Consider the following 12,607-nt stretch of genomic DNA (forward strand, 5'->3'; position numbering starts at 1 on the left):
CGGGCCGGGCGGGGTGGCCGGGAAGGGGGGCCCGAGTGGCGACCCGGACGGTGGTTTGGTGCCGGTGAGGGTGACGGTCCGGTGCGGACGTGAGGACGGGCCCGGGCGACAGAGGCACGGAGGAGGCGGCCGGGCGTGCGGGCGCGCGTCGCCATGTGGACCACCCCCCCCCGGTGGATCGCCGCCCGCACCGGAGAAGGGGCGGCTCCTGACGCCTGACTACTCGTCGACGGTCACCGGAATCAAGAAACGCGAAAGCCCGGATCCGAGGGATCCGGGCTTTCGTCACTGCGGTCCTGACGGGATTTGAACCCGCGGCCTCCACCTTGACAGGGTGGCGAGCACTCCAAACTGCTCCACAGGACCAGGTTTTCGCTGCCTTCCTTGCGGCTGGCTGCGAAGACAGACTGTACAGCAGGTCAGAGGGTCAGGTCGAACTCACCGATGGTGGCGGCTCCGTCACTGCGGAAGGGGCCCGTCCGGACGGGCCCGCTCACGGCGCCGCCGCGTCGATCGCCTTCACGATGCGCTTGTCGGAGACCGGGTGAGCGGTCCCCAGCGCATGGGCGAAGTAGCTGACCCGGAGCTCCTCGATCATCCAGCGGATCTCCAGGACCTCCTGCGGGACGGGCCTGCCCTGCGGCAGCTGTTCCAGCAGCCAGGCGTACTCGTCCTGCATCTCGTGGATCTTCTCCATGCGCGTGGTGTCGCGCTGGGCGGCCGTCGGCATCTGCTGGAGCCTGCGGTCCGCGGCGACCAGGTAGCGCATCAGGTCGGGCAGCCTGCGCAGCCCCGTCTTCGTGACGAAGCCGGGCGGCACGAGGGCGGCGAGCTGGTCGCGGACGTCGGTGACGTTGTCGACCAGGACCAGGCTGTTGGTCGCCTTCAGGCGCCGTTCGCAGGACTGCCAGGCGGCCAGCACCTGCTGGACCTGCTTGACCGCGTGCTCGGTCAGCGCCACCAGGTCGGTGCGCACCTTGTCGTACAGCTTCCGGAACGACTCCTCGTCCCAGGCCGGGCCGCCGTGCGCCTCGATCAGCCGGTCGGCGGCGGCCGTCGCGCAGTCCTCGAAGAGCGCCTGGACGGAGCCGTGCGGATTGCGGGACAGGGCCAGCTTCTGCTGGTTCGTCAGCTGGTCCGAGGCGAACTTCGCCGGGTTCACCGGCACGTTCAGCATGATCAGCTTCCGGGTGCCGAGCCGCATCGCCCGCTGCTGCTCGGCCTCGGTGTCGAAGAGCCGCACGGCGACCGTGTCGCCCTGGTCCACCAGGGCCGGGTACGCCTTCACCGGCTGGCCGGCCCTTCGGGTCTCGAAGACGCGGTTCAGCGTGCCGATCGTCCAGTCGGTGAGGCCCGAGCGCTCGACGGACTCGCCCGAGGGGCCCGCGCTGGCCGCGGCGGCCTTGGAGAGGGCCTGGCGGGCCTTGGGGCGCAGCCGGAGCCGCAGCGCCTCCAGGTCCTTGTCCTCGGCCACCTTGCGGCGCCGCTCGTCGACGATCCGGAAAGTGATCTTCAGGTGGTCCGGGACGCGGCTCAGGTCGAAGTCGTCGGCCGTGACCGGGACGCCGACCATCTGCTGGAGCTCACGGGCGAGCGTGACCGTCAGCGGCTCCTGCAGGGGCACGGCGCGGTCGAGGAACCTGCCCGCGTAGTTCGGCGCGGGGACGTAGTGCCGGCGGATCGGCTTGGGCAGGGAGCGGATCAGCTCGGTGACCACTTCCTCGCGCAGGCCGGGGATCTGCCAGTCGAAGCCCTCGGAGGTGACCTGGTTGAGCACCTGGAGCGGGACGTGGACGGTCACGCCGTCGGCGTCCGCACCCGGCTCGAACTGGTACGTGACCTTGAACTTGAGCTTCCCCTGCCGCCAGGAGTCCGGGTAGTCGTCCTTGGTGACGGCCCCGGCCTTCTCGTTGATGAGCATCGAGCGCTCGAAGTCCAGCGCGTCCGGCTCGTCCCGGCGCTTGTGCTTCCACCAGGAGTCGAAGTGCGCCCCGGAGACCACGTGGGCGGGGATGCGCCGGTCGTAGAAGTCGAAGAGGGTCTCGTCGTCCACGAGGATGTCGCGGCGCCGGGCGCGGTGCTCCAGCTCCTCGACCTCGCCGAGCAGCTTGCGGTTGTCGTGGAAGAACTGGTGGTGGGTCCGCCAGTCGCCCTCGACCAGGGCGTTGCGGATGAACAGGTCGCGCGAGGTCTCGGCGTCGATCCGGCCGAAATTGATCTTGCGCTGGGCGACGATCGGCACCCCGTAGAGCGTGACCCGCTCGTACGCCATCACCGCCGCCTGGTCCTTCTCCCAGTGCGGTTCGCTGTAGGTGCGCCTGAGCAGGTGCTGGGCCAGCGGTTCGATCCACTCCGGCTCGACCCTGGCGTTGACCCGGGCCCACAGCCGGGACGTCTCGACCAGTTCGGCCGACATCACGAACCGCGGCTGCTTCTTGAAGAGCGCCGAACCGGGGAAGATCGCGAACTTGGCACTGCGGGCGCCCAGGTACTCGTTCTTCTCGGTGTCCTTCAGCCCGATGTGCGACAGCAGCCCGGCCAGCAGCGAGGTGTGCACCGACTGCTCCGGCGCGTCCTCCTCGTTGAGGTGGATGCCCATCTGCTTGGCGACCGTGCGCAGCTGCGTGTAGATGTCCTGCCATTCGCGGATGCGCAGGAAGTTCAGGTACTCCTGCTTGCACATCCGGCGGAAGCTGGAGGAGCCGCGTTCCTTCTGCTGCTCGCGGACGTACCGCCACAGGTTGAGGAACGCCAGGAAGTCGGAGGTCTCGTCCTTGAACCGGGCGTGCTGCTGATCGGCCTGGGTCTGCTTCTCCGCCGGCCGTTCGCGCGGGTCCTGGATGGAGAGCGCCGCCGCGATCACCATGACCTCGCGGGTGCAGCCGTTGCGCTCGGCCTCGATCACCATGCGGGCCAGCCGCGGGTCGACGGGCAGCTGGGAGAGCTTCCGGCCGAGCTGGGTGAGCCGCTTCTTCGGATCCTTCTCGTCCGGATCCAGCGCGCCGAGCTCCTGGAGGAGCTGGATGCCGTCGCGGATGTTGCGGTGGTCCGGCGGGTCGATGAAGGGGAACTTCTCGATGTCGCCGAGGCCGGCCGCGGTCATCTGGAGGATGACGGAGGCGAGGTTGGTGCGCAGGATCTCGGGGTCGGTGAACTCGGGACGGGTCAGGAAGTCGTCCTCGGAGTACAGCCGGATGCAGATGCCGTCCGACGTACGGCCGCAGCGGCCCTTGCGCTGGTTGGCGCTGGCCTGCGAGATCCGCTCGATCGGCAGCCGCTGGACCTTGGTGCGGTGGCTGTAGCGGGAGATCCGGGCGTTGCCCGGGTCGATCACGTACTTGATGCCGGGCACGGTCAGCGAGGTCTCGGCGACGTTGGTCGCGAGCACGATGCGGCGGCCCGTGTGGCGCTGGAACACGCGGTGCTGCTCGGCGTGCGAGAGCCGGGCGTAGAGGGGGAGCACCTCGGTGTGGCGGAGGTTGCGCTTGTTCAGCGCGTCCGCGGTGTCGCGGATCTCCCGCTCGCCGGAGAGGAAGACCAGGATGTCGCCCGGCCCCTCGGTCTGGAGCTCGTCGACGGCGTCGCAGATCGCGGTGATCTGGTCGCGGTCGGAGTCGTCGCCCTCCTCTTCGAGGAGGGGGCGGTAGCGCACCTCGACCGGATACGTGCGCCCGCTGACCTCGACGATCGGGGCCTCGCCGAAGTGGCGCGCGAACCGTTCGGGGTCGATCGTCGCGGAGGTGATGACGACCTTCAGGTCCGGGCGCCCGGGCAGCAGCCTGGCCAGGTAGCCGAGCAGGAAGTCGATGTTCAGCGACCGCTCGTGGGCCTCGTCGATGATGATCGTGTCGTAGGCGCGCAGCTCGCGGTCCGTCTGGATCTCGGCGAGCAGGATGCCGTCCGTCATCAGCTTCACGAACGTCGCGTCGGGGTTCACCTGGTCGGTGAAGCGGACCTTCCAGCCGACCGCCTCGCCCAGCGGCGTCCGCAGCTCCTCGGCGACGCGCTCGGCGACCGTACGGGCCGCGATCCGGCGCGGCTGGGTGTGCCCGATCATGCCCCGGACGCCGCGCCCCAGCTCCATGCAGATCTTGGGGATCTGCGTGGTCTTGCCGGAGCCGGTCTCCCCGGCGACGATCACGACCTGGTGGTCGCGTATCGCCTCCAGGATCTCGTCCTTCTTCTGGCTGACCGGGAGCTGGTCCGGGTAGGACACGGCGGGTACCCGGGCGGCACGCAGCGAGAGCCGCTCGGCCGCCTTGGCGGCCTCGGCGGCGATCTCGTCCAGCACGGACTGCCGGGCCTCGGGCTTGCGGATGCGGCGGGCACCTTCGAGACGGCGGCCGAGCCGGTGCGCGTCGCGGAGCGAGATCTCTCCGAGCTGGGACTGGAGATCGGCGAAGGAAGTAGACATACGGAGCCCAGGATCTCACCCGGGCCCGACGAACGGCGAACGCATTTCGTGCGGCCCCGGTCACCACGCCGTCGCGTCACCGCATCGGCACGTCGAGGCGCCCGCACGCCGGCGCACCCGCACACCGGCGCGTCGACGCATCCGCACACCGGCGCATCCGCACACCGACGCGTCGACGTGCCGACGCGCCCGCAGGCCCGGGGCACGGCGGGGAGGCGCGGAAACGCAGCACGTACCATTTCGGGCAGCCGAGTACGCAGCCAGGTGTCTCCTCGCTCCCGTCCGTCGTCCCCGTCCGGAAAGGCCGGTCGCCGTGTCCCGTACGCAGTGGTGCTGCCTGATGGCGGTGGTCGCGGTGGTGCTGGGGCTGTTCTGCGGGCCGGCCGCGACCGTCCCGGGCGGTTCGGGCGGCGGCGCGTCCGTGACCGCGGCGGTGCCGACGGTCGCGCGGGCCGGGCACGACCCCGACTCCGGGCCGGCGGTGGTGTCCGCCGACGAGCGGCAGCAGGTGCCCGGCTGCGGCAGGGGCAAGAAGCGCGACGGCAACGGGCCCTCCCTCCCGGGCCGGGCCCGCGCCCCGTACGACCAGGCCCCCGGCCTCGCCGGGTGGGGCCTGCCCGCGGCGATCGGGCAGGGGCCCGTCCGCCCGCCCGCGCGGATCGGGCTGCGCGGACCGGAGCCCGCCGCCCCCACTCCCGTCGAACTCTCCGTGCTGAGGGTGTAGAGGGCCGTCCGCCCGGCGGTCCTTCCTCCCCTCTTCCCCCTTCCACTCGTCCAGCACGGAGTCCCGCATGTCCAAGCCCACGTCCACGTCCTCCCGCACGCCCGCCCGCGCCCCGCGGTCCAGGAAGCCGGTGCTCTACGGCGCCGGGGTCGTCCTGGCCGCCGCGCTGCTCGGTTACGCCTCCTACCGGGCCACCGCCCCCGATTCCACGGGTTCCACCTCCTCCTCCCCGGCCGCCGACGTCACCGCCGAGCCGGACGCCGGCGTCTACCCGGAGCTGGCGAAGCTGGCCCGGCGCGACGCCGGCGACAAGCTCGCGCAGGGCCGGGCGGACGCCCCCGTGGTCCTCATCGAGTACGCCGACTTCAAGTGCGGCTACTGCGGCAAGTTCGCCCGCGACACCGAACCCGCCCTGGTGAAGAAGTACGTCGAGAACGGCACCCTGCGCATCGAGTGGCGCAACTTCCCGATCTTCGGCGCCGAGTCCGAGGCCGCCGCGCGCGCCGCGTGGGCCGCCGGTCAGCAGGGCCGTTTCTGGCAGTTCCACGCCGCCGCGTACGCGGAGGGGGCCAAGGAGAAGGGCTTCGGCGAGGACCGGCTGAAGGAGCTCGCCCGGCAGGCCGGGGTCGCGGACCTCGCCCGGTTCGCGCGCGACGCGGACAGCTCCGCCGCCTCGGCCGCGGTGGGCAAGGACCAGGAGCAGGGGTACGGGATCGGCGCGACCTCCACCCCGTCGTTCCTGATCAACGGCCGCCCGATCGCCGGGGCCCAGCCCCTGGAGACCTTCACCGAGGTCATCGAGGCGGCGGCGAAGCAGGCCCGCGGGACCGAGGACGCCAAGGGCGGCAAGGACGCCGGCAGCGGCGAGGACGGCGCGGAGCGCGCGAAGTGACGGCCGACATCGGCTACTTCGCCGCCTTCCTCGGCGGGCTGCTCGCCCTGGTCAGCCCGTGCAGCGCCCTCCTGCTGCCCGCCTTCTTCGCGTACTCCGTCGACTCGGCCTCGCGGCTCCTGGCCCGTACCGGCATCTTCTACGCCGGTCTGGCCACCACCCTGGTCCCGCTCGGTGCCGCGGGCTCGTACGCCGGACGGCTCTTCTACGGTCACCGCGACGCGCTCGTCCTCGGCGCGGGCTGGCTGATCATCGCGCTCGGCGTCGCGCAGATCGTGGGCCTGGGCTTCGCCTCGCGCCGGATCGCCGCCCTCAGCGGCCGGATCCGTCCCACCACCGCCCTGTCCGTCTACGCGCTGGGCGCCGTCTACGGGCTGGCCGGATTCTGCGCGGGCCCGATCCTCGGCAGCGTCCTCACCGTGGCGGCGGTCAGCGGCAGCCCGGTCTACGGCGGGCTGCTGCTCGCCGTGTACGCCCTGGGCATGGCGGTCCCGCTCTTCCTGCTCGCCCTGCTCTGGGAACGCTTCGACCTGGGGCGCCGTGCCTGGTTGCGCGGCCGCGCCTTCAGGATCGGCCGTTTCGAGGCGCACACCACGAGCCTGCTGTCCGGGCTGTTCTTCATCGGCCTCGGCGTGCTGTTCCTGGTGTTCGACGGCACGACGGCGCTGCCCGGACTGCTGGACGTGGACGATTCGTTCGCCGTCGAGCAGTGGGCCCAGCGGATGGGCGAGCGGGTGCCGGACGCCACGGCGCTGGTCGCCGTGGTCGCGGTGGTGCTGCTGTTCCTGGCGGTACGGGCGTGGCGCGGCCGTACCGGTGTGAACCCGGCCGACCGGGAAGAGGCCTGACACGACGAAGGCCCCGTCCATCGGACGGGGCCTTCGAATGGTGGCTGGGGCCGGGATCGAACCGGCGACCTATCGCTTTTCAGGCGATCGCTCGTACCAACTGAGCTACCCAGCCACGCAGCTCTACAAGGCTGCAGCGGTCCTGACGGGATTTGAACCCGCGGCCTCCACCTTGACAGGGTGGCGAGCACTCCAAACTGCTCCACAGGACCAAGCTGTTGTGCGACTAAGTGTCGCACAAGGTTGTGCGTGCCCCCAACGGGATTCGAACCCGTGCTACCGCCTTGAAAGGGCGGCGTCCTGGGCCACTAGACGATGAGGGCAGAACTGCTTCTCCTTCAACCCGGAGGTTTCAAGACGGTCGAGTCCTGACCGGCGCCCTTGGGCACGTCGGAGACTGTACTACGGCGTTTCGGGGTCAGCCAAACCGAATAGGTGACAGGGGTGCGCCGGACGGGTGCTCCACCGGCGGACGGGGGCTGACCTCGGCCGTCGCCGCCCCGGGGCGGTCCGGGCCGCGCCCGCGCCGGGCCCGCGGCCGGCGGACCGGCGGAAGCGCTCCGGGCCGGGGCGCGCGGGCGGGGCGTACGGGACAATGGCGGGGTGCTGGAGATGACGCGCGAAGAGTTCGAGGAACTGGTGGCCGAGGCGCTGGACCTGATCCCGCCGGAGCTGGCGCGGCTGATGGACAACGTCGCGGTGTTCGTCGAGGACGAACCGGACCCGAGTGATCCGGAGCTGCTCGGGCTGTACGAGGGCACACCGCTGACCGAGCGCGGCGAGTGGTACGCCGGGGTGCTGCCGGACCGGATCACCATCTACCGCGGGCCGACGCTCCGGATGTGCGAGTCCCGCGACGACGTCGTCGCCGAGACCGAGATCACCGTCGTGCACGAGATCGCCCACCACTTCGGCATCGACGACGAGAGGCTGCACGCGCTCGGCTACGGGTGAGCCGGGGCCGGCCGCGTGCGGTCCTCCGGGGAACCCGCGTGTTTTCGGACACGGGGCGGAGCGCGGGCCGGGGCGTGGGCGTGTCCCCGGCGGGGGAAGGGGAGTTGGGCACGGAAGCCCCGTCCGTACCGCTCCGTCCCCTTCGTGCTTCCGGAGGTGCCTCCCGTGCGCCAGTTCCCCGCCCCCGTCCGATGGGCGACCGTCATCGCAGCGACGGTCGCCGCGTCCGCAGGCTGTATGAGCGTCGGTGACGACGAGGGGAGCGGCGGGAAGCCCGCGCCCTCGCCGTCGCGGTCCTCCGGGACGGAGGGGAGCGCGGCGCGGCCGGACGGCGGCACCGTGGCGGGCACCGGCCGCGTCCGGGCCGGGGGCGGCCGGGCCGAGGCGCACTCCGACTCCGAGCGGGAGGCCGACGGGTCGCCGGAGCCCAGTGCTTCCACCGGGTCCCCGGCCGCTCCCGGTGGCGGTCGCCCGGGAGCGGAGCCGGGCGGTCCGGAGCCGACGCGGGGCGGCGGGGCGCCGACGCCCCCGGCCTCGTCCCCCGGTCCCGGGGTGCCGCAGCCCTCCGGCACCCCGGCGCCGTCCGCGCCCGCGACCACCGGGCCGCCGACCCCCGTCGAGCCGCAGCCCTCCGAGCCGCCGTCGCCGCCGCCGTCCGCCTCGCCGGCCGCCCGGTTCCGCAGCGAGGCGATGGCCGCGCCGTACGGCCCGGCGGTGCTGCGCACCCCGGAGGTGTCGCCGCAGGTGAGGCCGGTGTAGCGAGGGGCCGGAGGAGGCCGGTTTGCGCAATGTGGGAGGGAGTGCGTATGGTAGTAGATCGTTTGATCCCATTGCCCGGCGCCGAAACAGAAGCGCGCCGTGTGGCGCGTACTCTCCCTTGCCGTGGCTGGACCGCATTGAGGCGGTCGAAATTGCGAATCACGGAGTTACGGGCGCGTGCCGAGACTCCGGAAGGTTTCGCATTTCGCATGTCAATTTCCAGTTCTGACCGCACCGTCATGCCCGAGAGCATCGAGAACGACGAGCTCGTCGAGGCCGCCGAGGCCGTCGTCGAGTCCGCCGACTCGGTCGAGGCGGACACCCCCCGGGCCGAGCAGGCCGACACCGACGCCGCCGACGCGGACGCCGAGCCGACCGTCACCTTCGCCGACCTGGGCCTGCCCGAGGGCATCGTCCGCAAGCTCGCGCAGAACGGTGTGACGGAGCCCTTCCCGATCCAGGCCGCGACCATCCCGGACGCCCTGGCCGGCAAGGACATCCTGGGCCGCGGCCGCACCGGCTCCGGCAAGACCCTCTCCTTCGGTCTGCCGACCCTGGCCGCGCTGGCCGGCGGGCACACCGAGAAGAAGAAGCCCCGCGCGGTCATCCTGACCCCGACCCGCGAGCTCGCGATGCAGGTCGCGGACGCCCTCCAGCCGTACGGCGACGTGCTCGGCCTGAAGATGAAGGTCGTCTGCGGCGGTACGTCGATGGGCAACCAGATCTACGCCCTGGAGCGCGGCGTCGACATCCTCGTCGCCACCCCGGGCCGGCTGCGCGACATCATCAACCGGGGCGCCTGCTCCCTGGAGAACATCCAGGTCGCCGTCCTCGACGAGGCCGACCAGATGTCCGACCTGGGCTTCCTGCCCGAGGTCACCGAGCTGCTCGACCAGATCCCGGCCGGCGGCCAGCGGATGCTCTTCTCCGCCACGATGGAGAACGAGATCGGCACGCTGGTCAAGCGCTACCTGGACAACCCGGTGAGCCACGAGGTCGACAGCGCCCAGGGCAACGTCACGACCATGACGCACCACGTCCTCGTCGTGAAGCCGAAGGACAAGGCGCCGGTCACCTCCGCCATCGCCGCCCGCAAGGGCCGCACCATCATCTTCGTCCGCACCCAGCTGGGCGCCGACCGCATCGCCGAGCAGCTCGTCGAGGCGGGCGTCAAGGCGGACGCGCTGCACGGCGGCATGACGCAGGGCGCCCGCACCCGGGTGCTCGCCGACTTCAAGGACGGCTACGTCAACGCGCTCGTCGCGACCGACGTCGCCGCCCGCGGCATCCACGTCGACGGCATCGACCTGGTCCTGAACGTGGACCCGGCCGGTGACCACAAGGACTACCTGCACCGCTCGGGCCGTACCGCGCGGGCCGGCAAGTCCGGTGTCGTCGTGTCGCTGGCGCTGCCGCACCAGCGCCGCCAGATCTTCCGCCTGATGGAGGACGCGGGCGTCGACGCCTCGCGCCACATCGTCGGCGGCGCGGGTGCCTTCGACCCGGAGGTCGCCGAGATCACCGGCGCCCGTTCGCTGACCGAGGTGCAGGCCGACTCCGCGAGCAACGCCGCCAAGCAGGCCGAGCGCGAGGTCGCCGAGCTGACCAAGCAGCTGGAGCGCGTCCAGCGCCGCGCCGGTGAGCTGCGCGAGGAGGCCGACCGCCTCGTCGCCCGTGCCGCGCGCGAGCGGGGCGACGACCCCGAGGCCGCGGTGGCCGAGGCCACCGCCGAGGCGGAGGCCGCCGTCGAGGCCGCCGTCTCCGTGCCGGAGCAGCCCGTCCGCGACGACCGTCGTGACGAGCGCGGCAACTTCGAGCGCCGGGACAGTCGCGGGCACGACCGCCGTGACAACGACCGTCCGTCGTTCAACCGGGACCGTCGTGACGACCGCGGTGGCGACCGGGGCTTCCAGCGCCGTGACAACGACCGTCCGTCGTTCAACCGCGACCGCCGCGACAACGACCGTCCGTCGTTCAACCGGGACCGTCGTGACGACCGCGGTGGCGACCGGGGCTTCCAGCGCCGTGACAACGACCGTCCGTCGTTCAACCGCGACCGCCGCGACAACGACCGTCCGTCGTTCAACCGGGACCGTCGCGACGACCGTCCGTCGGGCGGCTTCCGCTCCTACGACCGTCGTGACGACCGCGGTGGCGACCGGGGCTTCCAGCGCCGTGACAACGACCGTCCGTCGTTCAACCGGGACCGTCGTGACGACCGTCCGTCGGGCGGCTTCCGCTCCGGCGGCAGCGACCGTCCGTTCAACCGCGACCGTCGTGACGACCGTCCCTCCGGCGGCTTCCGCTCCGGCGGCGACCGTCCGACCGGCCGCCGTGACGACCACCGGGGCGGCGGCACCGGCTCCTTCGGCCGCCGCGACGACAAGCCGCGCTGGAAGCGCAACGGCTGACACACCGTGAGGACCCCCGGGGGTCCGCCGAACGGTCTGCGGAAAGCGGGCCCGCTCCTCACGAGCGGGCCCGCTTTCCTTTTCGCCCCCTCCCCCGTACGAAGATCGCCACCGGCCGCCGGGCGTCCCTTCGGAGCATCAGGTTTCCGCCATGACGGGGCCCGGTAACCGATACCCGATCGGCGGCCGGGTTCCGGCGGGCTATGCTCAGGGGTGATGTGCCGGGGGCCGTTAGCTCAATTGGCAGAGCAGCGGACTTTTAATCCGTTGGTTGTGGGTTCGAGTCCCACACGGCCTACATCTCAGCCCCCTGCTCCGGCGACACGGCCGGGGCGGGGGGCTTCGTCGTGTTCCGGGGGGCGGTCCGGCGTGCGGTCAGGACCTCTCCCACGGCCGTGCCGCCCACCGCGGCGGCGGCCAGGGCCAGGGTGATCGTCTCGAAGGAGGCGACGTCCGACAGTGCCCCCACCGCGAGGGTGACCAGGATCAGCAGGCCGTTCCCCGCCGCGTTGGTGAAGGTCGTGAGGGCCAGCAGCCGGTCCGGCGGGCAGTCCTGGATCATGGCCGCCTGGGCCGCGGTGAAGGAGAACTCGAAGACGGCCAGATAGGCGAAGTAGCAGCCGTACATGACGATCGGGCCCCCGGCCAGCGGGACGACCGAGATCGCCAGCGCGGTCGCCGCGTTCGTGGCCGCCGCCAGGTACCGGGGGGCCCGGACGCGCTGCAGCAGCAACGGGGCCGCCACCGCCCCGGCCACCAGACCGACGCCGCTGACCAGTTGCAGCGTCATGGCCGCCGCGTCGCCGAGGCCCAGGACCCGGATCGGCACGGTGGTGCGGGCCACGTTGTGGTAGCCCTGGAAGACGCCCACGGCGACGACGAAGTACCCGGCGGACAGGGCGAGGCGGGGGTTCTCCCGGGCGGCGGCCCGCACCTGGCCGAGGACGCCGCGCTTCCCGTCCGTGCCGGACCGGGGCGCGGTGACGGCGGGCAGCCACCGGTAGCAGCACGCGGAGACCAGGAACGTCGCCGCGTCGATGGCACACGCCGTGGTGATCGGGACGCGGTCGACCAGCACGGCGCCCAGGCCGCCTCCCAGCGCCCCGCCGAGGTAGTAGGAGTTGTTGAAGGTGTAGGAGGCCGGCTTGAGCAGGGGGCCGTCGAACAACTGGCGCGTGTAGACGACCCGGGCCGTCTTGGTGATCCCCTCCAGCAGGCCGCGCAGCAGGAAGGCCACCAGGACCGGGGCGAGCAGACCGCGGTCGAGCAGCAGGCCGATCGAGAGGGAGACCAGCCCCCCGGCCACCTCGCAGAGGACCACCGTGCGGCGCAGCCGCTCTCCCGCGCAGGCGCGCCGGATCACCCCCATGAGGAGGACGGGCAGCACCCACTGGAAGCCGAACACCGAGGCCGCGGTGAGCCCGGAGTCCGTTTCGGTGAGCAGATGCGTCGACACCGTGAGCAGCAGGAAGAAGGTGCCGGTGGAGCTGGCCAGCATCGCCCCCCACAGCACGAGGAAGACCGGTGATCCGAGCAGCGCGGACCACTCGGCACGGCGGCTGTCGGTCACGGTCGTCACTGCCTCACGGGGGTCGGGTGCGGGGG

Annotated in this window: 8 protein-coding genes and 5 tRNA genes; 7 read left to right on the plus strand and 6 right to left on the minus strand. The window is 72.0% G+C overall.

The window, feature by feature from the left end; translation table 11 throughout:
* Positions 1 to 291: 291 nt before the first annotated feature.
* Both EAO76_RS18785 and hrpA read right to left on the minus strand, forming a co-directional pair.
* Positions 292 to 366 (minus strand) — tRNA-Asp (locus tag EAO76_RS18785).
* 127 nt (positions 367 to 493) lie between these two features.
* A complete protein-coding gene (gene hrpA, locus EAO76_RS18790; protein WP_148837079.1) occupies positions 494 to 4,414 on the minus strand; it encodes an ATP-dependent RNA helicase HrpA in 3,921 nt (1,306 codons plus the stop codon).
* Between the two features lie 313 nt (positions 4,415 to 4,727).
* Between hrpA and EAO76_RS18795 the strand changes: the two genes are divergently transcribed.
* The 3 genes from EAO76_RS18795 to EAO76_RS18805 all read left to right on the plus strand — a co-directional run bounded on the left by EAO76_RS18795 (position 4,728) and on the right by EAO76_RS18805 (position 6,878).
* Positions 4,728 to 5,138, plus strand: a complete 411-nt coding sequence (locus EAO76_RS18795) for a hypothetical protein (protein WP_148837080.1) — start codon at positions 4,728 to 4,730, stop codon at positions 5,136 to 5,138.
* Between the two features lie 67 nt (positions 5,139 to 5,205).
* Entirely contained in the window at positions 5,206 to 6,030 is an 825-nt protein-coding gene (locus EAO76_RS18800; RefSeq protein WP_148837081.1) for a DsbA family protein, read from the plus strand.
* On the plus strand, positions 6,027 to 6,878 hold the full coding sequence (locus tag EAO76_RS18805) for a cytochrome c biogenesis CcdA family protein (RefSeq protein WP_148837082.1): 852 nt from the start codon (positions 6,027 to 6,029) through the stop codon (positions 6,876 to 6,878). The genes EAO76_RS18800 and EAO76_RS18805 overlap by 4 nt, the downstream gene beginning before the upstream one ends.
* A 38-nt stretch (positions 6,879 to 6,916) precedes the next feature.
* On the opposite strand, the gene EAO76_RS18810 is transcribed toward EAO76_RS18805, so the two are convergent.
* The 3 genes from EAO76_RS18810 to EAO76_RS18820 form a co-directional block, all read right to left on the minus strand.
* Positions 6,917 to 6,993 (minus strand) — tRNA-Phe (locus EAO76_RS18810).
* A 22-nt stretch (positions 6,994 to 7,015) separates the two neighbouring features.
* Positions 7,016 to 7,090, minus strand: a tRNA-Asp gene (locus tag EAO76_RS18815).
* 38 nt (positions 7,091 to 7,128) lie between these two features.
* Positions 7,129 to 7,201, minus strand: a tRNA-Glu gene (locus EAO76_RS18820).
* A gap of 280 nt (positions 7,202 to 7,481) precedes the next feature.
* Between EAO76_RS18820 and EAO76_RS18825 the strand changes: the two genes are divergently transcribed.
* The 4 genes from EAO76_RS18825 (at position 7,482) to EAO76_RS18840 (ending at position 11,300) form a co-directional block, all read left to right on the plus strand.
* Positions 7,482 to 7,832 carry a metallopeptidase family protein gene (locus EAO76_RS18825; RefSeq protein WP_187438680.1) on the plus strand — a complete coding sequence of 117 codons (351 nt, stop codon included), beginning with the start codon at positions 7,482 to 7,484 and terminating at the stop codon, positions 7,830 to 7,832.
* Positions 7,833 to 7,997: 165 nt separating this feature from the next.
* Positions 7,998 to 8,591 (plus strand): hypothetical protein, encoded by a 594-nt coding sequence (locus tag EAO76_RS18830; protein WP_148837083.1) that lies wholly within the window; start codon positions 7,998 to 8,000, stop codon positions 8,589 to 8,591.
* 239 nt (positions 8,592 to 8,830) lie between these two features.
* A complete protein-coding gene (locus EAO76_RS18835; RefSeq protein WP_148837084.1) occupies positions 8,831 to 11,002 on the plus strand; it encodes a DEAD/DEAH box helicase in 2,172 nt (723 codons plus the stop codon).
* Positions 11,003 to 11,227: 225 nt separating this feature from the next.
* Positions 11,228 to 11,300, plus strand: a tRNA-Lys gene (locus EAO76_RS18840).
* Here the strand turns inward: EAO76_RS18840 and EAO76_RS18845 are convergent.
* Positions 11,298 to 12,607, minus strand: a 1,310-nt coding sequence (locus EAO76_RS18845) for an MFS transporter (protein WP_222872182.1), incomplete at its 5' end; no start/stop codon positions are given. The two genes, EAO76_RS18840 and EAO76_RS18845, sit on opposite strands and share 3 nt — an antisense overlap.

The sequence above is a fragment of the Streptomyces sp. sk2.1 genome, assembly GCF_008120935.1.
GTDB lineage: Bacteria > Actinomycetota > Actinomycetes > Streptomycetales > Streptomycetaceae > Streptomyces.

Bases quoted from the DNA above. Each gene is read 5' to 3' on its own strand.
- hrpA (WP_148837079.1), bottom strand. From the start codon at position 4,414: ATGTCTACTTCCTTCGCCGATCTCCAGTCCCAGCTCGGAGAGATCTCG.
- EAO76_RS18800 (WP_148837081.1), top strand. From the start codon at position 5,206: ATGTCCAAGCCCACGTCCACGTCCTCCCGCACGCCCGCCCGCGCCCCG.
- EAO76_RS18835 (WP_148837084.1), top strand. From the start codon at position 8,831: ATGCCCGAGAGCATCGAGAACGACGAGCTCGTCGAGGCCGCCGAGGCC.